The organism is Streptomyces sp. NBC_00647, from assembly GCF_045207245.1.
Lineage (GTDB): Bacteria > Actinomycetota > Actinomycetes > Streptomycetales > Streptomycetaceae > Streptomyces.
Genome location: NZ_CP109040.1, coordinates 2,473,287 through 2,496,406, shown reverse-complemented (window position 1 = coordinate 2,496,406; position 23,120 = coordinate 2,473,287). Strand labels below are relative to the sequence as shown.

The window sequence follows — 23,120 nt, the reverse complement described above, 5'->3', positions numbered from 1 at the left end:
CTCGTCCGGCGTCCCGGGTTCCGCCGCGCCCGGTACACCGGGGTCTGCCTCGGCCGGCGCCGCGCCGTCCGCCGCGCAGCGCCCGACGGCACCGGTCACCGCGCGGCACCCCACGTCGGAAGCCGTCCGCCAGGACTCCGCGACGGCACCCCCTTCGGGGCGCCCGGTCTCGCCGTCGGCGGCCTCGGAGCGCCCCGCGTCGGACACCGCTCCGCAGGCTCCGGCGTCGGCGTCCCGGCCGGAGACCCGACGCTTCCCCCGGCTCCGTCCCGAGGGACGGCCGGGGTCGACGGCTCCGCCGCCCCCCGCGGCCTCCGCACGCTTCCCGGACGCGCCGCCCGCTTCCGCTTCCGCCGAGCCGGCGCGTCCCGGTGGTGCACCGCACGCCGGGTCGTCGCAGCCGGGCGGGACGCCCCGCCCCGGGCAGCGCCCTGCCCGGTTGCCGCACCCCGCTGCGCCGGAGCGCGAGTCGAGTCCCGCACGCGGCCCCGGCCCAGGGCATCCGTCCGGCCCCTCGCATCCCTCCGGCCCCCCGCGCCCGTCCGAGCGCCAGCGTTCCTCCGAGCCTCCGCATCCCTTGGGAACCCCGCTGGAAACCCCGCGCCCTTCAGAGCCCCTGCGCCCGTCCGAGCCCCCGCGCCCTTCAGAGCCCCTGCGTCCGTCCGGGCCTCCGCTTCCGTCCGAGCGCCTGCGTTCCCCTGAACCCCTGCGCCCTTCCGAACCCCCGCACCCGTCCGAGCCCCCGCGCACTGTGGCGTCGGCGTCCGGAGCGGCCGGGCATGCCCCCGTTTCCGGGGAGCGGCTCACGGAGACGACGCGGGGGCTGCGGACCGGCCGGGGCGAGGAGCCCCCGGTGTCTTCCGGGGCCACGCCCCCGTTCGCTCCGGCCCCCCGGGACGGTGTTTCGGGCGTCGAGCGCCCCTTCGTGTCGTTCGCGGAGCCCGAGACGTACCGCGAGGACACCGCGCGCGTGCGTCCGTTCCGGGGCCGGGCCCGGCCCCGCGCCCTGACCGCCGCGGCCTGTGTCGTGCTCGGGCTCGGGCTCATCGGCGGTGCGGTGACCGGGAGTTGGCTCACCGGGGACGACACGGACGAACCCGGTTCGCGCGGCGCCTTCGCGGCGGCGGGAGAACTCTGGCACAACGTGCCCGTGGACCGGCTCTTCCCGCCGACCGTGCGGGGCGACGGGGCGGGCCCCGGCGGCTCCGACCGCACCTGGACGCGGATCGCCGTCGCCCCGGACACCGGCTGCAAGAACGCCTTCGACCCGCTGCTGCGCCAGGCCCTCGCCCCCGTCGGCTGCCTGCGGCTGCTGCGCGCCACCTACGTGGACGCGACCCGGAGCCATGTCACCACCGTCGGCCTGCTGTTCACCAAGGCGGACAAGGCGGCCATGACCTCGCTGAAGGCCCGCTTCCGCAAGGAGGGCCTGGACCGGCGCACCGACCTGATGCCCCGCCCGTACGCGGCGAAGGGCACCGCCGCCGAGGACTTCGGCAAGGCTCAGCGCGCCTCCTGGACCGAGTCGGTCCTCACGGACGCCCCCGTCGTCGTGTACGCCGTCTCCGGGTTCGCGGACGGGCGCACGGTCGCCACCCCGCAGCCCGCCGCCGAGGCCATGAAAGCGGACTCGACCGCGGCCGTGGCCCAGGCGGGCCTCGGCCATGAGGCGCGGGGACTCGCCGACCGGGTGGAGCGAAGCCTCCGCAAGACCGTCACCTCGGCCACGGAGAAGCCGTCATGACCCGCACGGACGGCCCCGTCGGCCGCATTCGTCAGACCGGCACGACCGGCGGGACCGGGACGACCGGCGGGACCGCCGCGGCCGGCCGGCGCGCGATGCCGGGGAAGCGCGTCCGCGCGGCCCTGGCGGTCCGTCGGCCCCGCCTCTCCCGCAGATCCGGCGTCCTCGGCGCCGTCCTCGCCGCCTCCCTCGCCCTGGTGCCCTCGACCGCCGCGCACGCCGACGGCATCCGCGCGCAGCAGTGGGGCCTCGACGCGATGCACACGCAGCAGGCGTGGCGGACGACCAAGGGCAAGGGCATCACCGTCGCCGTCCTGGACACCGGCGTCGACGCCCGGCACCCGGACCTCGCGGGCAACGTGCTCGCCGGGAAGGACATGGTCGGTTTCGGCGCGAGCCGTGGCGACCGGGCCTGGGCCCGGCACGGCACCGCCATGGCCGGCATCATCGCCGGGCACGGCCACGGAACGGGTGACGCCGACGGCGTCATGGGCATCGCCCCGGAGGCGAAGGTCCTGCCCGTCCGCGTCATCCTCGAGGACGGCGACTCGGCCCGCTCGAAGGCCCGCAACACCCGGGGCAACGCGCTGGCCGAGGGCATCCGCTGGGCCACCGACCACGGCGCCGACGTCATCAACCTCTCGCTCGGCGACGACTCCAAGTCCGCCCACCCCGAGCCCGCCGAGGACGAAGCCGTCCAGTACGCGCTGAAGAAGGGCGCCGTCGTCGTCGCCTCGGCCGGCAACGGCGGGGAGAAGGGCGACCACATCTCCTACCCGGCCGCCTACCCCGGCGTGATCGCGGCGACCGCCGTCGACCGCTACGGAACCCGCGCCTCCTTCTCCACCCGCCGCTGGTACGCCACCGTCAGCGCGCCGGGCGTCGATGTCGTCATCGCCGACCCGGACGACCGGTACTACGAAGGCTGGGGCACCAGCGCGGCGTCCGCGTTCGTCTCCGGCGCGGTCGCGCTCGTCAAGGCGGCCCACCCGGGCCTGTCCCCGGCCCAGATCAAGCAGCTCCTCGAGGACACCGCCCGCAACGTTCCCTCCGGGGGGCGTGACGACTCCCGCGGCTTCGGCTTCGTCGACCCCGCCGCCGCCATCGAGGCGGGCGGGCGGCTCAAGCCGGAAGGCCTCAAGTCGGCGGCGTACGGCCAGAAGTACTTCGGCCCAGGCCCCGACGCCCCCGACGACGGCGGCAGTTCAGCCGACTGGGCCGGCCCCCTCGCGGGCGCCCTGGGCCTGGCCCTGCTGGGCACCTCGGTGGTCCTGTGGCGCGGTCGCAGAGTCCCGCGCCTGTTCGGCCGTTCCTAGGCGCCGCACTCCGCGCGCCGATCACAGCCGGGCAGCCGGAAGTCCACCGACCCGGGGCCTTGTCTCCATCGGGCCTGGACCCGCGTCATCGCCCCGGCCGACGTACACGTCCAGTCGGTCCGGACGGTCCCGTCCGTGTCAGTCCTCGGCTGTGTCCTGGAAGGCGGACAGCGCGGCCTTCGACACCGCTTCCACCAGCGAAATGCCTTTCGCCTGTGTGGAGTTGCCGTTCGACAGCGCCGCCACCAGATAGGCGTGGCCGTCGGCCGAGACCCGCCCGATGCTGTTGATGTCCCACAACCCGGTCGTGCTGCGCGCCAACCACCCGTTCTTCAGAGCCCATTGAGAACCGTCCGCCGCGGCAGACACTCCCCAGTGCTGGCCGGTCGCGATCTCACCCATCAGCCTCTGGAGATAGGACCGGGAGCTCTCGCTGAGTTCCGAGTCCTCGTCACCGAACACCTGGCGCAGCAGGATCAGTTGGTCGCTCGCCGTGGTCTGGGTCAGCCCCCACAGCTCACCGTCGCCGCCCTCCGTGTCCGTCAGACCGAAGCGCTTGTTCGCGGTGCCCAGGCCGTCGGCCCGGCCGATCGCCTTCCAGAGCGCGGTCGCCGACGCGTTGTCGCTGTTCTCGATCATCGCGGTGGCGTACGTCTTCTCCTGCGCGGTGAGGTGCCGGTCCGCGTCCTGCGCCTGGAGCAGCAGCGCGGCCAGGATGTTCACCTTCACGATGCTCGCGGTGTCGAAGGCGGCGTCGCCGTACGCGGCGCTCGCACCGGAGTCGAGGTCGAGGACGGCGACCGAGGCCTTCGCTCCGGCCGCCACCGTCACCGCCTTCATCGCCTTCGCGAGCAGTGCGTCCCGGTCCACGGCGGGCTCCGCCACAGGTTCCACCGAAGCCTCCTCGGTCACGGTCGGCGACGAAGACGGCGATGCCGACGCCGCCGCCGACGATACGGCGCCCGGGCCGTCGTGCGCCTGGGCCTTCACGTACACGGCCCCGGTCGCGGTGGCGCCGACGAGGACGGCGGAGGCAACGGCGGTGTAGAGGAGTGGCTTGCGTCGGGAGGGCCGGGCGCGGCGCCCGCGTGCTCTGTGACGGTCCATCCCGCGATGCTGGACCTCCGGGCTGTGCCCGCGGTTAGACGCGTGTTAGAGGTGTGTCAGGGAAGACTGAGAAACTGATGAATCCCGTCAACGCCGGGTTTCAGGGGCCGCACAAGCGCAGCAGCATCCCCCCGATAGGGTCGGGGACCGTGGCGAACAAGAACATTCCCGACTCCGGCTTCTCCGACGACGACGGTTCCGCCGACCCCGGGCTGAGCGCCGCGCTCGCCGCGTGGTCCGCGGACCGCACCGCCGTGCCGCCGGTATTGGAGGCACTCCGGGGCGCCCGGCTGCTCGTGCCGGTCGTGGCCATCCTCGGCGAGGTCGAGGAGGACGAGAACGGGCTGCGCCGCGAGAAGAGCAGCGACATGGCGGTGCCCACGCTCAAGGCCGGGAACCGCACGGCCCTGCCCGCCTTCACGTCCACCGACGCGCTGGCCCGCTGGGACCCCGAGGCCCGCCCCGTCGCCGTACGCCTGATCCAGGTCCTGGAGGCCGCGGCGCACGAGAGGGCCGACACGATCGTGCTGGACCTGGCCGGTCCCGTGTCCTACGAGCTGACGGGCTCCGCCCTGCTGGCGCTCGCCGAGGGGCGTACGACCGCCGACCCGCTGGCCGATCCCGCCGTGGTCGAGGCGGTACGGGCCGCGGTCGCCGCCGAGCCCCTGGTGGTCCGCGCCCATCTCGGCCCCGGCCGGGCGGACGGCACCCTCGCCCTCGTGCTCGACCCGTCGGCCGCTCCCGCCGAGGCCGCTCGCGCGGTGGCCGAGCGTCTCGCGGCCGACGAAACACTGAGGGCCCGCCTGGTGCGCGGCCTCGACCTGGCACTGCTGCCGGCCGAGGCGACGCCACCGGGCGAGCCCCTGTACGTACGCGGGTAGGTCCGCGTCCCTGCGAGGTGCGGACGCGGGTCAGCCGTAGATGGGGCCCGTGTACTTCTCGCCCGGGCCCTGGCCCGGCTCGTCGGGGACGAGGGACGCCTCGCGGAAGGCCAGCTGGAGCGACTTCAGGCCGTCGCGCAGCGGCGCCGCGTGGAAGGAGCTGATCTCGGTCGTGCTCGCGTCGAGCAGCCCGGCCAGCGCGGTGACCAGCTTGCGCGCCTCGTCCAGGTCCTTGTGCTCGTCGCCCTCCTCGGTGAGACCGAGCTTCACGGCGGCGGCGCTCATCAGGTTGACGGCGACCGTCACGATGACCTCGACCGCGGGGACCTCGGCGATGTCGCGGGTCATGGTGTCGTAGTCGGGGTTCTGGGGAGGGGTGTCACTCATGCCTCCCACGATAGGCCCCGGCGCGCGCGCCCCCGTCCGCGGGAGCCTCCCGCCGGGTGGGAGACGGCGGGAAGGCCGCCGGTTAGCGCGTACCCGGCGGAACTGCTAACCTTGTGTAACGACCGGCCGGACACGTATGTGCTCGGCCCACAAGTGGAGGCTCCGATCTCCCACCCGACTGTCCTCCGGGACGGCGGGTCATCCGGTCAGGTGGCCACCACCGTTCCGTACGGACGGTGGAGTCGCCCGAATGTGCGCCCCGCGGTTGACTGCGGCGGTGCTCCGGTTAGCCATGGAGCCCCGCCTGTGTCCCGTCCGGGGCATTTTTCATGTGCCACGGTGGTTGGTCCACTGTCATCAGAGACATACGCGGCGGTCCGCCAGACCGTCGTGTGGTGCTACCGAGGAGGATCCATCAGCACCGAGCCCCGCATCAACGACCGGATTCGCGTTCCCGAAGTGCGACTTGTCGGTCCCAGCGGCGAGCAGGTCGGGATTGTTCCGCTTGCCAAGGCCCTGGAGCTTGCTCAGGAGTACGACCTCGACCTGGTCGAGGTGGCCGCGAGCGCACGCCCGCCGGTCTGCAAGCTCATGGACTACGGCAAGTTCAAGTACGAGTCGGCCATGAAGGCCCGTGAGGCGCGCAAGAACCAGGCGCACACGGTCATCAAGGAAATGAAGCTCCGGCCGAAGATCGACCCGCACGACTACGACACCAAAAAGGGTCACGTCGTCCGGTTCCTCAAGCAGGGCGACAAGGTCAAGATCACGATCATGTTCCGTGGTCGCGAGCAGTCCCGGCCGGAGCTCGGCTACCGACTGCTGCAGCGTCTTGCCACGGACGTCGAGGACCTCGGGTTCATCGAGTCGAACCCGAAGCAGGACGGCCGAAACATGATCATGGTTCTCGGTCCGCACAAGAAGAAGACCGAGGCGATGGCCGAAGCCCGTGAGGCTCAGGCGGCTCGCAAGGCAGAAGCGAAGGCCAACCCCGGTCGTTCGCAGAACGCCGCCGATGACGACATCGCCGAGGGCGACGTCGTCGAGGGCGAGACCGCCGAGGCCGAGTCCGCCGAGGCCCCGGCCGAGGCATCCGCCGAGGCCTGATCCCAGGGCGCATGCCCCGGGATGTCAATCCATACATATGACGTTCCACCGTGCCCGGTCCAGCGACCGGGCACCGGAACGCCACTGACGAGGAGAGAACGGCGCTATGCCGAAGAACAAGTCGCACAGCGGTGCCAGCAAGCGCTTCAAGATCACCGGCTCCGGCAAGGTGCTCCGTGAGCGCGCCGGCAAGCGCCACCTGCTCGAGCACAAGTCGTCCCGCGTGACCCGTCGTCTCACCGGCACCGCCGAGATGGCCCCGGGCGACGCCGCGAAGATCAAGAAGCTTCTCGGCAAGTGACGTACCGGCGCCTCGGCGCCGCACGTCTGAACCGGGACCCCATCGATTTCGGGTCGTGTGAGTCCAACCACGGCCCCGCTACAAGGAGTTAAAAAGTGGCACGCGTCAAGCGGGCAGTCAACGCCCACAAGAAGCGCCGGGCGATCCTCGAGGCGGCCTCCGGCTACCGCGGTCAGCGTTCGCGCCTGTACCGCAAGGCCAAGGAGCAGGTCACCCACTCTCTGGTCTACAACTACAACGACCGCAAGAAGCGCAAGGGCGACTTCCGTCAGCTGTGGATCCAGCGCATCAACGCTGCGGCCCGCCAGAACGGCATGACGTACAACCGCCTCATCCAGGGTCTGAAGGCCGCCAACATCGAGGTGGACCGCAAGATCCTCGCGGAGCTGGCCGTCAACGACGCCAACGCGTTCGCCGCGCTCGTCGAGGTCGCGCAGAAGGCGCTGCCGTCGGACGTCAACGCGCCGAAGGCCGCGTGACGCTGCGCTGGCTCTAGCCGACGTGACTGAAGGACCCGCAGGTTTCGCCTGCGGGTCCTTTGCTGCTGACGCCCCCTGAGGCTGTCCGTTCGGGTGCCCGCCGTCGGGGGCTGATCGCTCCCCCGAGTTCTCGGCTCCGCTCGAACAGGGGGGACCCCCATCGCGGCGGAGCCGCAGATCGACACGGGCCCGCGGCCCCCAGTGGGTCGCAGTCGTCCCCAGCTATCGAAGGTGAACCAGAACATGCCCCCCGCCAGCCCCGAGCTGATCTCGCCCCGTTCCCCCCGTGTCGCCGCCGCCCGGCGGCTCGCCCGGCGGAACTTCCGGGGCAAGGAGCGGTTGTTCCTCGCCGAGGGGCCGCAGGCCGTCCGGGAGGCCGCGGCGCACCGCGCCCACGGCTCCGCCACACTCGTGGAACTGTTCGCCACCGTCGAGGCCGCCGAGCGGTACGCCGACATCGTCGGCGACGCCCGAGACGCCGGCGCCCGCGTGCACCTCGCCGAAGAGCAGGTCATCGCCGACATCTCCACCACCGTCACCCCACAGGGCCTCGTAGGGATCTGCCGCTTCCTCGACACCCCCTTCGAGGACATCCTCAAGGCCCGGCCCAAGCTCGTCGCCGTGCTCGCGCACGTCCGCGACCCCGGGAACGCCGGGACCGTGCTGCGCTGCGCGGACGCCGCGGGCGCCGAGGCCGTCGTGCTCACCGACGCCTCCGTGGACCTCTACAACCCCAAGGCCGTACGTGCCTCCGTCGGGTCCCTGTTCCATCTGCCGGTCGCCGTCGGTGTGCCCGTCGAGCAGGCCGTGGCCGGACTCAAGGACGCGGGCGTCCGCATCCTCGCCGCCGACGGCGCGGGCGAGGACGATCTCGACGACGAACTCGACAAGGGGACCATGGGCGGACCCACCGCCTGGGTGTTCGGCAACGAGGCCTGGGGGCTTCCGGAGGAAACCCGTGCGCTGGCCGATGCCGTCGTGCGCGTTCCCATCCACGGAAAGGCCGAGAGCCTGAACCTCGCCACGGCCGCGGCCGTATGTCTCTACGCGTCAGCCCGTGCACAGCGCGCCTCCACAGGGTGCCGCTCCGTCACCGGCAGCTAGTAGGGTGACGGGCTCGGGGGCCCTCTGCGTCAGACGAGAGGTGGGGTACGGGGATGAGTGTCGGCACGGGCGGGGCGCAGAGCGCGCTACGAGCACGAGACGTGCGCGGCACATCCGCGTCCCGGCACGATGACACCGACGGAGACGGCCCCGGAGCCGGGCTCGGCATCGACCCCGACGACCTGCCCGACGGAATCGTCGTCGCCGACGAACACGGCCGGGTGATCTGCTTCAACGCCGCCGCCGCCCGGATCACGGCGGTCCCCGCGGCCGAGGCTCTCGGCCGCCGGCTCGAATCGGCGCTCCCCCTGGAGGACCTGGAGGGCCGCCGGTGGTGGCAGCTGACCGACCCGTACGGCGGTCTCGCCATCCGCAACAGCCAGCCCGAGCGCAATCTGCTGCTCCCTGGCGGCCGCGAGGTGCTCGTCTCCGCGCGCTATGTGCGGACCCGGCCCACCGGACCGGTCCGCCGGGTCGTCGTCTCCCTGCGGGACACCGAGGCCCGCCGCCGCACCGAGCGGAGCCACGCCGAGCTGATCGCCACGGTCGCGCATGAGCTCCGCTCCCCGCTCACCTCCGTCAAAGGCTTCACGGCGACCCTGCTCGCCAAGTGGGAACGCTTCACCGACGACCAGAAGAAGCTGATGCTGGAGACCGTCGACGCCGACGCGAACCGTGTCACGCGGCTCATCGCCGAGCTCCTCGACATCTCCCGCATCGACTCCGGGCGCCTCGAACTGCGCCGCCAGCCCGTCGACATAGGAGCCGCCGTCGGCCGGCACATCCAGGCGTACGTCGCCTCGGGCCAGCCCGCCGACCGCTTCCTGCTGCGCATCGAGCAGCCCCTGCCCGCTCTCTGGGCCGACCCCGACAAGATCGACCAGGTGCTCAGCAACCTGATCGAAAATGCGGTGCGGCACGGCGAGGGAACCGTCACCATTGACGTGGCACCCTCGGTCTCCCCGCGTGAGCGGCCGGACGACGAGGGCACGGCGAACGCCGTCACGTCGGTCACCGTGAGCGACGAGGGCACCGGAATCCCGGAGGAGTCCATGAACCGCGTCTTCACCCGCTTCTGGCGGGGCAGCAAGCGCGGCGGCACCGGCCTCGGGCTCTACATCGTCAAGGGCATCGTCGAAGCCCACGGCGGCACCATCACGGTCGGCCGTGCCCCCGGCGGGGGCGCGGAGTTCCGATTTACGTTGCCCGTGGGCACCCCGGCGTACCTTCTGTAACGCCGCAGCGGCCCCCACGGGCGCATCCGCACGGGAGCACCGCGAGGACGCCCAGTCCTGGGCAGGCCCCCACCCCCGTTAGACTCGGCCTTTGGCACCTTTGCGTCCTCTCATCTGCGGACGATTCGTCTCCGAGTCGATGACGGGGACCCTCAGCCAGCCAACCGGAAGCACGGGAAGAGATGTCGGCACCTAATAAGTCGTACGACCCTGTAGAGGTCGAGGCCTTGAAACCGGAAGAGATCGAGCGCATGCGGGACGAGGCGCTCGCCGCCTTCGCGGCCGCCGGCGACCTCGACGCGCTCCAGGAGGCCAAGGTCGCCCACACCGGCGGCACCTCGCCGCTGGCCCTCGCCAACCGCGAGATCGGCGCACTGCCCCCGCAGGCCAAGGCAGCGGCCGGCAAGCTCGTCGGCCAGGCCCGCGGAGCCGTGAACAAGGCCCTCGCCGCCCGCCAGACCGAGCTGGAGGCCGAGCGCGACGCCCGCGTACTCGTCGAGGAGGCGGTGGACGTCACCCTGCCGTACGACCGCGTACCGGCCGGCGCCCGGCACCCGCTGACCACCATGATGGAGCGGGTCGCGGACGTCTTCGTGTCCATGGGATACGAGGTCGCCGAGGGACCCGAGGTCGAGGCGGAGTGGTTCAACTTCGACGCCCTGAACTTCGGCCCGGACCACCCGGCCCGGCAGATGCAGGACACCTTCTTCGTCCAGGGCCCCCAGGGCACCGAAGGCGACGAGTCCGGTGTCGTGCTGCGCACCCACACCTCGCCGGTGCAGGCCCGCGCCCTGCTCGACCGGGAGCCGCCCGTCTACGTCGTGTGCCCCGGCCGCGTCTACCGCACGGACGAACTCGACGCCACGCACACCCCGGTCTTCCACCAGATCGAGCTGCTGGCCGTCGACGAGGGCCTGACCATGGCCGACCTCAAGGGCACTCTGGACCACATGGTCCAGTCGCTCTTCGGCTCGGACATGAAGACCCGGCTGCGCCCGAACTACTTCCCCTTCACCGAGCCGTCCGCCGAGATGGACATGCTCTGCTACGTCTGCAAGGGCGAGTCCGTCGGCAACCCCGACCGCCCCTGCCGGACCTGCTCCTCCGAGGGCTGGATCGAGCTCGGCGGCTGCGGCATGGTCAACCCGCGGGTGCTGGTCGCCTGTGGCGTGGACCCGGAGAAGTACAGCGGCTTCGCCTTCGGGTTCGGCATCGAGCGGATGCTGATGTTCCGTCACAACGTAGAAGACATGCGAGACATGGTCGAGGGTGACGTCCGGTTCACCCGGCCGTTCGGGATGGAGATCTGATGCGGGTCCCGCTTTCTTGGCTGCGGGAGTACGTCGACCTGCCGGCGACGGAGACCGGGCGCGACGTCCAGGCCAAGCTCATTTCCGCCGGACTCGAGGTCGAGACCGTCGAGCCGCTCGGCGCCGACCTCAAGGGTCCCCTGGTCGTCGGCCAGGTGCTCACCATCGAGGAACTGACGGAGTTCAAGAAGCCCATCCGCTTCTGCACCGTCGACGTCGGCACCGCCAACGGCACCGGTGAGCCCCAGGAGATCGTCTGCGGCGCCCGCAACTTCGCCGTCGGCGACAAGGTCGTCGTGGTGCTGCCCGGCGCCGTCCTGCCCGGCAACTTCGCGATCGCCGCGCGCAAGACGTACGGCAAGACCTCGCACGGCATGATCTGCTCCGGCGACGAGCTCGGCATGGGCGACGACGGCAGCGGCGGCATCATCGTGCTGCCGCCCGAGATCGAGGTCGGTACCGACGCGATCGAGCTGCTCCAGCTCGTCGACGAGGTCCTCGACATCGCCGTCACGCCCGACCGCGGCTACGCCCTGTCGCTGCGCGGCGTGGCCCGCGAGGCCGCCATCGCGTACGGCCTGCCGTTGCGCGACCCCGCGCTGCTCGACGTGCCGGCCCCGAACGCGTTCGGCTACCCGGTGCAGGTCTCCGACCCGATGGGCTGCGACCGCTTCACCGCCCGTACGGTGACCGGTCTCGACCCCGACGCCCACTCCCCGATCTGGCTGCGGCGCCGGCTGCAGAAGGCCGGGATGCGTCCGATCTCGCTCGCCGTCGACGTCACCAACTACGTGATGCTCGAGCTCGGCCAGCCCCTGCACGCCTACGACCGCACCCGGGTCCAGGGCACGATCGGTGTGCGCCGGGCCGAGCAGGGCGAGAAGATCACCACCCTCGACGGCGTCAAGCGCACGCTGGACGCCGGGGACCTGGTGATCACCGACGACCGCGGCCCCATCGGCCTCGCGGGAGTCATGGGCGGCGCCCACACCGAGATCGACGACACCGAGGGCACCACGACCGAGGTCGTCATCGAGGCCGCGCACTTCGACGCGATCTCGATCGCGCGCACGGCCCGCCGTCACAAGCTGGCCTCCGAGGCGTCCAAGCGCTTCGAGCGCGGCGTCGACCCGCAGGCCGCGTCCGCCGCGGCCCAGCGGACCGTCGACCTGCTCGTGCTCCTCGCGGGCGGCACCGCCGACGCCGGGGTCACCGAGGTGATCGCGCCGTCCGCGCCGCACACCATCACCATCCCGGCGAACCACCCGGACAAGGTGGCCGGTGTCGACTACGGCCGCGAGATCGTCGTCCGCCGCCTCCAGCAGGTCGGCTGCGACGTCTACGGGCAGGACGAGCTGATCGTCACCGTGCCGTCCTGGCGGCCCGACCTGACGGACCCGAACGACCTCGCGGAAGAGGTCATCCGGCTCGAGGGCTACGAGAACCTGCCCTCCACGCTGCCCAAGCCCCCGGCGGGCCTCGGCCTCACCGACCGGCAGCGGCTGCACCGCCGGATCGGCCGCGCGCTGGCCGGTGCCGGATACGTGGAGGCGCTGAACTACCCGTTCATCGGCGAGCACGTCTTCGACCAGCTCGGCCTGGCCGACGACGACCCGAAGCGCAAGGTCGTCAAGCTGGTCAACCCGCTCTCCGACGAGGAGCCCGCGCTCCGTACGACGCTGCTGCCGGGTCTGCTCCAGAGCCTGCGCCGCAACGACGGCCGCGGCAGCCACGACCTGGCGCTCTTCGAGACGGGCCTGGTCTTCCACCCGCAGGAGGAACTGCGCGTCGCCGGGCGGCTGCCCGTCGACCGCCGTCCCACCGACGAGGAGGTCGCGTCCCTGACCGCCGCGCTTCCCGTCCAGCCCCGGCACGCCGCCGTCGTCCTCGCGGGCGCACGCGAGCAGGCCGGCTGGTGGGGCAAGGGCCGTCCGGCCGACTGGGCCGACGCGATCGAGGCCGCGCGCACCCTGGCCCGCGAGTCGGGGACCGAACTCCTCGTCCGCTCCGGCCAGTACGGGCCGTGGCACCCGGGCCGCTGTGCCGAGCTCGCGGTTCTCGTGGACGGCGCCGAGCAGGTCATCGGGTACGCCGGTGAGTTGCACCCCGGTGTACTGAAGACGCTGGGTCTGCCCGCGCGCACCTGCGCGATGGAGCTGGACCTGGACGTGCTGGAGCGGGCGAGCTCGGGCCACCCCAAGGGCCCGAAGATCTCGACCTTCCCGGTCGCCACGCAGGACGTCGCGCTGGTCGTCGACAGGACCGTCCCGCACACGGACGTCGAAGCCGCGCTGCGCGACGGCGCGGGTGAACTCCTCGAGTCCATCCGGCTGTTCGACGAGTACGAGAGCGAGCAGCTCGGCGAGGACAAGAAGTCCCTCGCCTACGCGCTGCGGTTCCGTGCCGCCGACCGCACGCTGACGGTCGACGAGGCGTCCGCGGCTCGCGACGCGGCGGTGGCCCTGGCCGCCGAGCGCACGGGAGCCGTGCTGCGCGGAGCCTAGGGGCTCCACCGGTTGTGCCGGGGAGCTGTGCGCCGTCAGGTGGCCGCGGATGTCCGTGGCCGGGCGCACAGCTCCCCGCTCCCGTTTCCAGGCCTTCCATGGCTCCTGCCTGCATAAATGCGCGCGTCCGAAGACACCTCACTCATTCGGGTGACATGTCCGGGCGATCCGGCCCGGCCGGGCCGGGCGGTCGACAGAATCGGACCGGTCTCTCCGAGGCCGTCCGCACTCTCAGTGCTGTCAGTGCCTATTGGGGGGCCAATCGGCATGATCCGTTTCAAGGCTGGGGCTCCCCGCAGGGCGACGCTCCGGACGCATTCGCGGGACCCGGCCAGGGCGGTGCTCGGGCGGCCGCGCCGGGGCGACCGGCTGAGAGCCGGGTTCGCCCGCGCGGTGCGCGGCGGCAGGCCTCGGATCGGGGTCGGCCGCGGGGACTGCGCACCCGGCCGACGCCGCGGCCTCGGCCGTCGGGTCCACCGCTCCGCCGACCGGCCGCCGCTGCGCCGGGCACTGAGCCTCGGGCTGCCCGCGGTCTGGGGCGCGCTGGCGATCTCGTACACGATGGCCTGTCCGCTCGCGCGAGAGAACGGCGTCGGTGCCCGCATCGTCACCAGCGCCGTCTTCTTCGCGGTCGGTGCCGGTCTGATACTCCACGTCAGAAGGGCGCTGCTGCGCGAGCTCCGGCAGATAAGCAAGGTCGCGGGGGCCGCGCAGGACGTCCTGCTGCGCCCGCTGCCGCCGTCCATCGACGGGCTGAACATCGCCGCGGCACAGCTCTCCGCTGACCGCGGCGCGGGCGTCGGTGGCGATCTGTACGAGGCGATCGCCACCGAGCACGGAGTGCGGGTCGTGATGGGCGATGTCCGCGGTCACGGACTCGGTGCCATCGGGACCGTCGCCGCCGTCCTCGGCAGCTTCCGCGAGGCCGCGCACGACGAACCCGAACTCGGGGGTGTTCTCCGAAGACTCGAGCGGGCGCTGGCCCGGCATCTGCGCCAGGGGGACCGGGCCGATCACCCCTCGACCGGGTTCGACCCCGACAGCCCGGCAGCCGAGGAGTTCGTCACCGTCCTGCTGCTGGAGATCCGCCGCGACGGCGAGGTGCACGCCCTCAACTGCGGCCATCCCTGGCCCTATCTGCTCGGCAGGGGACGTGTGCTGCCACTCGTGCGAGCGGAACCGCTGCCGCCGCTCGGGCCGTTCCCGCTCCCGGCCGCCCTCGTGGCCGAGACCTGCGGCCGACTCCTGCCCGGCGACGGACTCTTCCTGCACACGGACGGTGTCGAGGACGCCCGGGACACCCAGGGGCGGTTCTTCCCGCTGCTCCCGGCGCTCGCGGAGGCCGTCCGTGACCGGCCCGTCGTGCCGCAGGCCGTGCTGCGCACGGTCTTCGCCGGAGTGCTGCGCCACACCGGCGGGCGGCCCGCCGACGACGTGGCCCTCCTGGTGCTGCGCAACGACCGCCGACGCGTTCCGTCGACACAGAGCCGCGTGTCCCATCACGTGCCTCGTTAGGGGCTGTTGTCCGGATGCGGGTCGCAGAGGTGTGCGCCGGTCCCCGCGTCGCGGCGTGCTCCGGACGACCGCGTCTAGGGGCGGCGGCATGCGGTTCCGCCGCCCCGGACGCGACCGGCCACGGGATCCGCCCGGACGACCGGAGTCCCGCGGTCACCCCGGCCGATCCGGCATCGGCCGTCCGCCCCGCCACGGAGTGTCGGGCAGGCAGCCGGGCGGACGGCGCGAGACGGGCCGCCGCACTGTACGAGGGGGAGCCGGCGGCCCGGCCGGCCTCTTGCGAGGCATTTCAGTCAACCGGTCCGGAACTCTCTGCGACAGTGCGCGTACAGCGCGGATACGGGCATTCACTTCACACCCCGTGTGAAGTGGGACACACTACTGTGACGGGCACGGTCTGGTGCGGTCCGGCGCCTTCGGGCACGATCGGCGCCGTCGGCAACGAGCCACTCGGGGGGCCTCCATGCAGCCCAACACTCTGCTCGACGCGATCCTCGACGAGGCCGGTATCTCGCACGCGGGACTCGCCGCCCACGTCAACCAGGCCGGGCGGGCGCGCGGTCTCGCGCTCCGCTACGAACACACCGCCGTGGCGCGGTGGTTGAAGGGCCAGCGGCCGCGTGGCCAGGTCCCCGACCTGATCTGCGAGGTGCTCGCGGGGCGGCTCCACCGGCCCGTCACGCTCGACGACATCGGCCTCGGGGTCCCCGGCGAACCGTCCACCCCGCACGCGGGGTCGCTCTCCGGCTTCGTCGAGCGGGCCACCGCCCTGTGGCGCTCCGACGAGCAGCAGCGCCCCCACATCCTCGGCGCCCCGGCCGTCACCGGGACGCCCGCGGTGATGCCCGTGTGGGAGTGGGAGAACCCGCCCGAGGACGTGGACGTCTCCCGCGGGGGCCGCCACCACGTCAGCATGGCCGACATCGAGATGCTCCGCGCCGCCCGTGCCCACTACGAGCAGATGTACCGCAAGGCCGGCGGCATCGCGACCCGCACCCGGATCGTCGGCTTCCTCAACTCCGAGACCGCGCCCCTGCTGCGCGGCGGCTACACCGACGCCACCGGCCGCCAACTCCACCGGGCGACAGGGGGGTTGGTGGCCATCGCGGGTATCTGCGCCTACGACTCCGACGCGCACGGACTCGCCCAGCGCTACTTCCACCAGGCGCTGCGCCTGGCGAAAGCCAGTGGGGACAGGGGACTCGGCGCCTACGTCATAGCTCTGCTCGTCAACCAGGCGCTGTTCATGCGTGAGTACCGGCAGGCGGTCGCGTTCGCCGAGGCGGCGCTGCGCGCGGCGGGTCGCCACATCACGCCGGCGCTCGCCTCCGACCTGTACGCGATGCAGGCCAAGGCGTACGCACACCTCGGCGACGGCAGCAGCGCGCTGTCCTGCATACGGCGTGCCGAGCAGGCCGCCGAGCGTATCCGGCGCGGTTACGAGCCGGACGAGACCGGCTATGTCCAGCCGGGACTCGTCAACGTACAGGTGGCGGAGGCGTTGCTCAGCCTCGGCGACCTGGTGGCCGCCGCGGAGCACGCCGCGGCCGCCGTCGACACTCCGGCGCACGACCGGGGGCGCGTTCACCGGCTGGCGATGCTCAGTCAGATCGAGCTGCGGCAGGGCAACGCCGACAAGGCGGTGGAGACCGCCGTGCAAATGGCGGAACAGGCACGGGGAATGGAGTCGCAGCGGCTGCGTGACAGACTTCGCGCGGTACGCGAGTACCTGGTGCGCAGCGGCTGTGCGGGCACGACCGAGGCCGCGGAACTCATCGACGGCGCACTGCGCGTACCGCTGTAGAGAACACCCCGGAAAGCCACTTCACGACCCCCCACCGGAACGCCGGCCACCGCTTGGGCCCATCGTGTTCACCGCCACTGCGCCGTGCCCCGATCGCTGCGAGTCTGCTGTCGGGACGCTGCTGCTGCGATATTGCCATCTACTCGGCGGAAGGTGGCAGAACCGTGCAGTGGACGAAACAGAACGAACAAACTGTGTATGAAAACCGCTGGTTCAGCGTCAAGCTCGCAGATGTGGAGCTGCCGGACGGGCGGCACCTCGATCACTTCCTGATACGGCTGCGGCCCGTCGCCGTGGCCACGGTGGTGAACGAGGCCAACGAGGTACTGCTCCTGTGGCGGCACCGCTTCATCACCGACAGCTGGGGATGGGAGCTCGCGGCGGGCGTCGTGGAGGACGGCGAGGACATCGCCGTCGCGGCGGCCCGCGAACTGGAGGAGGAGACCGGGTGGCGGCCGGGACCCCTGCGGCACCTGATGAGTGTCGAGCCCTCCAACGGGCTCACCGACGCCCGGCATCACATCTACTGGGCCGACGAGGGCGCGTACATCGGGCACCCCGTGGACGACTTCGAGTCCGACCGTCGGGAATGGGTTCCCCTGAAGCTTGTTCCCGACATGGTCGCCCGCGGTGAGGTCCCGGCCGCCAACATGGCTGCCGCACTGCTCCTTCTGCACCAACTCAGGCTCGGGCAGGACGCGTTGCCCTGATCAGTCCCCCCTCGGCGTCCTGGGGCCTAGTGGCCCAGAGCCTGCCAGACCGCCACGGCCAGCGCGCCCACGGCCGAGACGACGGCGACGGTGGGCAGTGGCCAGCGGGTGTGTTCGAGCGCGACGATCCGTGTACTGAGATCGTCGAGATCCTTGGCGGTCTGGTCGTCGCGCTGCGTGAGCAGTGCCAGCCCTCCCTCGATGCGGGTCAGTCCCACTTCGAGGGACCGGCGTAACTCCGCGAGTTCCTTGGGGGCCACGGGATGCTCGGGGTCGGCGGTCACGGGTCCGCTCCTTTCCGTAGTCGGCACATCCCTTGTGTGCGCACGGAAAGTCAACTCGCCTGGTGGACAGGTGGGGAGCGTGTGCGCCGGGCATATGCGGGCTTGGCGCGCACACGGCGTGTGAACGACGCGGGCCCGGCACCGCGAAGGGTGCCGGGCCCGCGCCCGTCCGAGCTCTACGGAACGTAGTCAGCGCTCCGCTGTCACTGGCCGTAGGTGTAGAACCCCGAGCCCGACTTCCGGCCGAGGCGTCCCGCGTCCACCATGCGCTGGAGCAGCGGGGGAGCGGCGTACAGCGGCTCCTTGTACTCCTCGTACATCGAGTACGCGACCGAGGCCACCGTGTCGAGACCGATCAGGTCGGACAGCTTGAGCGGGCCCATCGGGTGGGCGCAGCCCATCTCCATGCCGTTGTCGATGTCCTCGCGGCTCGCGATACCCGACTCGAACATCCGGATCGCGGAGAGGAGATAGGGGATCAGCAGGGCGTTGACGACGAAGCCCGAGCGGTCCTGGGCGCGGATCGCGTGCTTGCCGAGCGCCTTCTCGGCGAACAGCTGGGCACGGCCGATGGTGCCCTCGGAGGTGGTCAGCGCCGGGATCAGCTCCACGAGCTGCTGCACCGGGGCCGGGTTGAAGAAGTGGATGCCGATGACCTGGTCGGGACGCGAGGTCGCGACGGCCAGTTTCACCAGCGGGATCGAGGAGGTGTTGGAGGCGAGGATCGCGTCCGGCCTGGTCACCACCTGATCGAGTACCTGGAAGATCTCGGTCTTGACCTGCTCGTTCTCGACGACGGCCTCGATCACGAGGTCGCGGTCGGCGAACTCGCCGAGGTCCGTGGTGAAGCTCAGCCGGTCCTGGGTGGCCTTGAGCTCGTCCTCGGAGATCTTTCCGCGCCCGGCCGCCTTGGAGAGGGAGGTGAACAGCCGGGTCCGGCCGATCTCCAGGGCTTCGCCGGTGGTCTCGGCGACCTTGACGTCGAGGCCGGCGCGGGCGCACACCTCGGCAATGCCCGCTCCCATCTGGCCGCAGCCCACCACTCCGACGCGTTCGATGTCGGTCACATCGTCCCCTTCGCTGATCCGCACGGCCTGGCAGGTCCTCCGTTGTTCGGTGCCTGCTCCGAACGTGCACGTTACTCCCAAGTATCGATGATCGATCGTCGGGGTGGGGCATGCTGGGATTCGAGACGATCCGTGACCGGACGGATCCGTTGCGTAGGGGGTACGGAGATGGGGCGACTGCCACGCCGGGCGTTCGCGGCGGCCGCGCTCGCGACGCTGTCGGGACTCGGCACGGCGGGGGACGCCGCGGCGGCCCGGGGCCCCGCCTCGCCGCACCGGCCGAGGGCCCAGCGCGCCGTCCGTGGCATGTGGCTCGCGACCGCCTCGCACCGCGACTGGCCCTCCCGCACCGGACTGAGCGCGGCGCGTCAGCGCGCCGAGCTCCTGGCCCACCTCGACACGGCGGTGCGCCTGCGCCTCAACACCGTGTTCTTCCAGGTCCGTCCCGCCGCCGACGCGTTGTGGCCCTCGCCGTACGAGCCGTGGTCCCAGTACCTGACCGGCGTCCAGGGCAAGGACCCCGGCTGGGACCCGCTGGGCACCGCGGTGCGGGAGGCCCACGCGCGCGGCCTGGAACTGCACGCCTGGTTCAACCCGTACCGCGTCTCGGGACAGCCGGACCCCGCCAGGCTCGCCCCCTCGCACCCCGCCCGCGTCCACCCGGACTGGGTCGTGAGGTACGGCGGGAAGCTCTACTACAACCCCGGGCTGCCGCCGGTGCGGACGTTCGTCCGGACCGCGATGCTCGACGCGGTGCGCCGGTACGCGGTCGACGGCGTGCACTGGGACGACTACTTCTACCCGTACCCGGTGGCGGGCGAGGCCTTCGACGACGACGCGGCGTACGCCGAACACGGCGCGGGCTTCGCGGGCCGGGCGGCCTGGCGGCGCCACAACATCGACCGGCTGGTGCTGGAGATGGCGGCGGGCATCAAGAAGGTCCGCCCCGGGACCCGATTCGGGATCAGCCCCTTCGGGGTCTGGCGCAACGCGTCGAGCGACCCGCTCGGCTCGGCGACCCGGGCAGGTGTCGAGACGTACGACGATCTGTACGCCGACACCAGGAAGTGGGTCAGAGAGCACTGGATCGACTACATCTGTCCTCAGCTCTACTGGAACATCGGCTTCGCCGCCGCCGACTACGCGAAGCTGCTGCCCTGGTGGGCCGAGGTCGCGCGGGGGACGGGTGTGCACCTGTACGCGGGAGAGGCGCTCTACAAGGCGGGCGCCCCGGGGCAACCCGCGGCCTGGCAGGACCCCGCCGAGCTGTCCCGGCACCTCACGTTCGCCCGCGGCCACGCGGAGGTGCGGGGCCATGTCTTCTTCTCGGCGGCGGAGGTCGGCGCCGACCGCGTCGGCGCCATGGCACGGGTCGTCGCCGACCACTACCAGCAGTCGGCGAAACCCCCGCGCTGAGGGAGCGCCCGCCTCCCGGCGGCCGTCCCGGTCGTTCTACTGCGGCATGTCCTTGTGGCGGATCTCGGAGTCCGGGCCCGGCGAGCACACGGCCTCGTGACCGTCCTCGAACCGCACGCGGTAGGGGGGAGCGCCTTCCGCTCCCATGACCTCGGTGATCTCCGCGACCTTGTCGTGCTGGCCGACAACCCTGCCGTGCTGCACCAGTTGGTCGCCTTTGGTTGCGTGCATCTGAACGGTCTCCTCGTCCTGTACGGGAGTAACGGTTCGTGGCCTCAAGTCTACGGCCGGCGGCGCAGGTTGGCCCGGCCCGCGCACGGAGGTCAGCCCCGCGCCCGCTGGGTGAGGGCGATGCAGACGAGCACGGCGGCCGCCGTCAGGGGTGCCGCCGGTGTGAGCCGCTCGCCGAGGAGCAGTACCGACCACACCAGTGTGAGCAGCGGCTGCGCCAGCTGCAACTGGCTCGCCTTCGGGATTCCGATCGACGCCATCCCCCGGTACCAGACGACCAGACCGAGGAACTGCGAACCGACCGCGACCCACAGCAGCCCGGTCACGCTGTGCGCCGTCAAGTGCACCGGCTCGTACGACAGCGCCACCAGCGCGCCCGGCACGCTGAGCGGCAGACACAGGACGAGCGCCCAGCCGATCACCTGCCAGCCCGGCATCACACGGGCGAGCCGGCCGCCCTCGGTGTAGCCCGCCGCGCAGATCAGCAACGCCCCGAACAGATAGGCGTCCGCTCCGGTCAGCGCGCCGCCGCTCTGCTGCACGGTGAACGCGATCACGGCGGCCGCACCCGCGCAGGCCGCCAGCCAGAACATCCGCGACGGGCGGGCGCCGGTGCGCAGCGCCGAGAACAGCGCCGTCGTCAGCGGCAGCAGCCCGACGACCACGGCGGCGTGGGCGGTGGTCGAGGTCTGAAGAGCGAGTGTCGTCAGCAGGGGGAAGCCGAAGACGACTCCGGCGGCGACGACGCCGAGCCCGGTCAGATGCCGCCGGGCCGGAACGGGCACGCGCAGGGCGAGGAGGCAGCCGCCCGCCACGACCGCGGCGAGCACGCAGCGCACGGCCACCAGGGACCAGGGGCCGAAGCCCTCCAGGCCCCAGGCCGTCGCGGGGAAGGTGAGGGAGAAGGCGGTGACGCCCAGGGCCGCCTGAAGGGTGCCGGAACGGCGGTCCGTCGGCGAGGGGTTCCGGCGCCCGGTGCCGGCCGTGGAACCGGGGGGTCGGTGGCGTGGTCCGGCCGGGGTCCCGTCGCTCACGGCGCGCGCATCGGCAGTGGACCGGCCGGTCCCCGCGTGCGCGGCGGAAGCGCGGTCGGTGTCGCTGCTGACCGCTATCCCGGTCCCGTCGATAGCGCTACTCTCTACTCTCATGCAAGAGCGTAGCAGTGTGGGGGATCTGGCGAATCAGCTGCGACAGGAGCTGAACCGCTACTCACCCGGAGGAAAGCTGCCGTCGAGCCGGGCGCTCGTCGAGCGGTTCCACGTGAGTCCCGTGACCGTGTCGCGGGCGCTGGCGCAGCTCGCCGCCGAGGGGCTCGTGGTCACCAGGCCCGGTGCCGGCGCCTTCCGGGCAGAGCCCCGGGCCGCCGTCACGTCCACCGGGGACACGTCCTGGCAGGAGGTCGCGCTCAGCGCGGACGCCGCGGCCGAACTCGTCCCGCGCACCGTGGACGCCTCCGGTGTCCTCGCCTCGCTCGCCGCGCCACCGCCCGGTGTCGTCGAGTTCAACGGCGGCTATCTGCACCCCTCGCTCCAGCCGGAGCGGGCGATGGGCGCGGCCCTCTCCCGGGCGGGCCGCCGCCCCGGAGCGTGGTCCCGGCCGCCCATGGAAGGCCTGCCGGAACTGCGCGAGTGGTTCGCGCGGGGCATCGGCGGCGCGATCGGCGCCGCCGAAGTGCTGGTCACGGCGGGCGGCCAGTCCGCCCTGACCACCGCCCTGCGCGCGCTCGCGCCGCCCGGCGCCCCCGTCCTGGTCGAGTCACCCACCTATCCGGGCATGCTGGCCATCGCCCGGGCCGCGGGGCTGCGCCCCGTTCCGGTACCGGTGGATCCCGACGGGGTGAAGCCCGCGCTCCTCGCGGACGCCTTCCGGGCGACCGGCGCCCGGGTCTTCGTCTGCCAGCCGCTGTTCCAGAATCCGACCGGTGCGGTGCTCGCGCCCGAGCGGCGGGACGAGGTGCTGCGCATCGCGCGCGAAGCCGGAGCCTTCGTCGTCGAGGACGATTTCGTACGCCGCCTCGTGCACGAGGACGCGGGCCCGCTCCCGCGTCCCCTGGCCGCCGAGGACCCGGACGGGGTCGTGGTGCACGTCGGTTCCCTGACCAAGGCGACATCGCCGAGCTTCCGGGTGAGCGCACTGGCCGCACGCGGTCCGGTGCTCGAACGGCTGCGCGCCATCCAGGTCGTCGACACCTTCTTCGTGCCGCGCCCGCTCCAGGAGGCCGCGCTGGAACTCGTCGGCTCCCCGGCCTGGCCGCGTCATCTGCGCACGGTGTCCGCCGAGTTGAAGATCCGGCGCGACACCATGACCGCCGCACTGCGGCTGCGGCTTCCCGAACTCGCCCTGCCCCACATCCCGTTCGGCGGCTATCACCTGTGGGTGCGGCTGCCGGACGGCACCGACGAGTCCGCGCTCGTCGCCGCCGCCCTGCGCGCGGGAGTGGCCGTCACGCCCGGCCGCCCCTACTTCAGCGCCGAACCCCCGGCCGCCCAGCTCCGGTTGAGCTTCGCCGCGGTGGCCGGGACGGAGGAGATCACGGAAGGCGTACGGCGGCTGACGGCGGCGTACGACGAGGTGCGGCCCTGACCCGCCCGGAGCCGAACCCGCGAGGGCGCCAGTCC

General features: G+C 72.2%; 21 protein-coding genes. 15 read left to right on the top strand and 6 right to left on the bottom strand.

From position 1 onward, the window contains the following. Positions 1 to 853 precede the first annotated feature (853 nt). Positions 854 to 1,744 carry a hypothetical protein gene (locus tag OG788_RS11030; protein ID WP_406370427.1) on the top strand — a complete coding sequence of 297 codons (891 nt, stop codon included), beginning with the start codon at positions 854 to 856 and terminating at the stop codon, positions 1,742 to 1,744. A 95-nt stretch (positions 1,745 to 1,839) separates the two neighbouring features. Continuing rightward, on the top strand, positions 1,840 to 3,060 hold the full coding sequence (mycP, locus tag OG788_RS11025) for a type VII secretion-associated serine protease mycosin (protein ID WP_406376725.1): 1,221 nt from the start codon (positions 1,840 to 1,842) through the stop codon (positions 3,058 to 3,060). A 138-nt stretch (positions 3,061 to 3,198) separates the two neighbouring features. On the opposite strand, the gene OG788_RS11020 is transcribed toward mycP, so the two are convergent. Continuing rightward, the gene (locus OG788_RS11020) at positions 3,199 to 4,167 is read right to left on the bottom strand and encodes a serine hydrolase (protein WP_406370425.1); all 969 of its coding nucleotides are present in this window, start codon (positions 4,165 to 4,167) and stop codon (positions 3,199 to 3,201) included. A 149-nt stretch (positions 4,168 to 4,316) separates the two neighbouring features. On the opposite strand from OG788_RS11020, the gene OG788_RS11015 reads away from it, so the two are divergent. Beyond that, the gene (locus OG788_RS11015) at positions 4,317 to 5,048 is read left to right on the top strand and encodes an SseB family protein (protein WP_406370424.1); all 732 of its coding nucleotides are present in this window, start codon (positions 4,317 to 4,319) and stop codon (positions 5,046 to 5,048) included. Between the two features lie 30 nt (positions 5,049 to 5,078). On the opposite strand, the gene OG788_RS11010 is transcribed toward OG788_RS11015, so the two are convergent. Further along, positions 5,079 to 5,435 (bottom strand): DUF1844 domain-containing protein, encoded by a 357-nt coding sequence (locus tag OG788_RS11010; protein ID WP_356749057.1) that lies wholly within the window; start codon positions 5,433 to 5,435, stop codon positions 5,079 to 5,081. 390 nt (positions 5,436 to 5,825) lie between these two features. Between OG788_RS11010 and infC the strand changes: the two genes are divergently transcribed. From infC to OG788_RS10960, 10 genes are all read left to right on the top strand, one after another. Beyond that, positions 5,826 to 6,542, top strand: coding sequence for a translation initiation factor IF-3 (gene infC, locus OG788_RS11005; RefSeq protein WP_406376724.1), 717 nt, complete (start codon positions 5,826 to 5,828; stop codon positions 6,540 to 6,542). 106 nt (positions 6,543 to 6,648) lie between these two features. Next, positions 6,649 to 6,843 (top strand): 50S ribosomal protein L35, encoded by a 195-nt coding sequence (gene rpmI, locus OG788_RS11000; protein ID WP_006374321.1) that lies wholly within the window; start codon positions 6,649 to 6,651, stop codon positions 6,841 to 6,843. Between the two features lie 95 nt (positions 6,844 to 6,938). Next, positions 6,939 to 7,322 carry a 50S ribosomal protein L20 gene (gene rplT, locus OG788_RS10995; protein WP_003970214.1) on the top strand — a complete coding sequence of 128 codons (384 nt, stop codon included), beginning with the start codon at positions 6,939 to 6,941 and terminating at the stop codon, positions 7,320 to 7,322. Between the two features lie 243 nt (positions 7,323 to 7,565). Then, positions 7,566 to 8,426 carry an RNA methyltransferase gene (locus tag OG788_RS10990; protein ID WP_351541703.1) on the top strand — a complete coding sequence of 287 codons (861 nt, stop codon included), beginning with the start codon at positions 7,566 to 7,568 and terminating at the stop codon, positions 8,424 to 8,426. Between the two features lie 53 nt (positions 8,427 to 8,479). Continuing rightward, complete coding sequence (locus OG788_RS10985) at positions 8,480 to 9,661, top strand: ATP-binding protein (protein WP_356749061.1); 1,182 nt, start codon at positions 8,480 to 8,482, stop codon at positions 9,659 to 9,661. A gap of 182 nt (positions 9,662 to 9,843) precedes the next feature. Next, entirely contained in the window at positions 9,844 to 10,971 is a 1,128-nt protein-coding gene (gene pheS, locus OG788_RS10980) for a phenylalanine--tRNA ligase subunit alpha (protein WP_406370423.1), read from the top strand. Next, positions 10,971 to 13,475, top strand: coding sequence for a phenylalanine--tRNA ligase subunit beta (gene pheT / locus OG788_RS10975; RefSeq protein ID WP_406370422.1), 2,505 nt, complete (start codon positions 10,971 to 10,973; stop codon positions 13,473 to 13,475). Before pheS ends, pheT begins: the two co-directional genes overlap by 1 nt. Before the next feature lie 561 nt (positions 13,476 to 14,036). Next, positions 14,037 to 14,990 carry a PP2C family protein-serine/threonine phosphatase gene (locus OG788_RS10970; protein ID WP_406376723.1) on the top strand — a complete coding sequence of 318 codons (954 nt, stop codon included), beginning with the start codon at positions 14,037 to 14,039 and terminating at the stop codon, positions 14,988 to 14,990. Between the two features lie 463 nt (positions 14,991 to 15,453). Next, positions 15,454 to 16,794 carry a transcriptional regulator gene (locus tag OG788_RS10965; RefSeq protein WP_351541699.1) on the top strand — a complete coding sequence of 447 codons (1,341 nt, stop codon included), beginning with the start codon at positions 15,454 to 15,456 and terminating at the stop codon, positions 16,792 to 16,794. Between the two features lie 164 nt (positions 16,795 to 16,958). Beyond that, positions 16,959 to 17,504 carry an NUDIX hydrolase gene (locus OG788_RS10960; protein ID WP_351541698.1) on the top strand — a complete coding sequence of 182 codons (546 nt, stop codon included), beginning with the start codon at positions 16,959 to 16,961 and terminating at the stop codon, positions 17,502 to 17,504. 26 nt (positions 17,505 to 17,530) lie between these two features. On the opposite strand, the gene OG788_RS10955 is transcribed toward OG788_RS10960, so the two are convergent. Together OG788_RS10955 and OG788_RS10950 are read right to left on the bottom strand one after the other, a co-directional pair. Further along, a complete protein-coding gene (locus tag OG788_RS10955; protein ID WP_351541697.1) occupies positions 17,531 to 17,788 on the bottom strand; it encodes a hypothetical protein in 258 nt (85 codons plus the stop codon). 203 nt (positions 17,789 to 17,991) lie between these two features. Further along, positions 17,992 to 18,855 carry a 3-hydroxybutyryl-CoA dehydrogenase gene (locus OG788_RS10950; RefSeq protein ID WP_328556550.1) on the bottom strand — a complete coding sequence of 288 codons (864 nt, stop codon included), beginning with the start codon at positions 18,853 to 18,855 and terminating at the stop codon, positions 17,992 to 17,994. Positions 18,856 to 19,023: 168 nt separating this feature from the next. Here OG788_RS10950 and OG788_RS10945 point away from each other — a divergent pair, with 168 nt between their 5' ends. Then, complete coding sequence (locus tag OG788_RS10945; RefSeq protein ID WP_406370420.1) at positions 19,024 to 20,271, top strand: glycoside hydrolase family 10 protein; 1,248 nt, start codon at positions 19,024 to 19,026, stop codon at positions 20,269 to 20,271. 36 nt (positions 20,272 to 20,307) lie between these two features. Here the strand turns inward: OG788_RS10945 and OG788_RS10940 are convergent, their stop codons facing one another. Further along, entirely contained in the window at positions 20,308 to 20,502 is a 195-nt protein-coding gene (locus OG788_RS10940) for a DUF1918 domain-containing protein (RefSeq protein WP_266756699.1), read from the bottom strand. A 92-nt stretch (positions 20,503 to 20,594) separates the two neighbouring features. After that, complete coding sequence (locus tag OG788_RS10935) at positions 20,595 to 21,650, bottom strand: DMT family transporter (protein WP_406370418.1); 1,056 nt, start codon at positions 21,648 to 21,650, stop codon at positions 20,595 to 20,597. Here OG788_RS10935 and OG788_RS10930 point away from each other — a divergent pair. Beyond that, a complete protein-coding gene (locus tag OG788_RS10930) occupies positions 21,649 to 23,085 on the top strand; it encodes a PLP-dependent aminotransferase family protein (RefSeq protein ID WP_406370416.1) in 1,437 nt (478 codons plus the stop codon). The genes OG788_RS10935 and OG788_RS10930 overlap by 2 nt on opposite strands. The last annotated feature ends 35 nt before the right edge of the window (positions 23,086 to 23,120 follow it).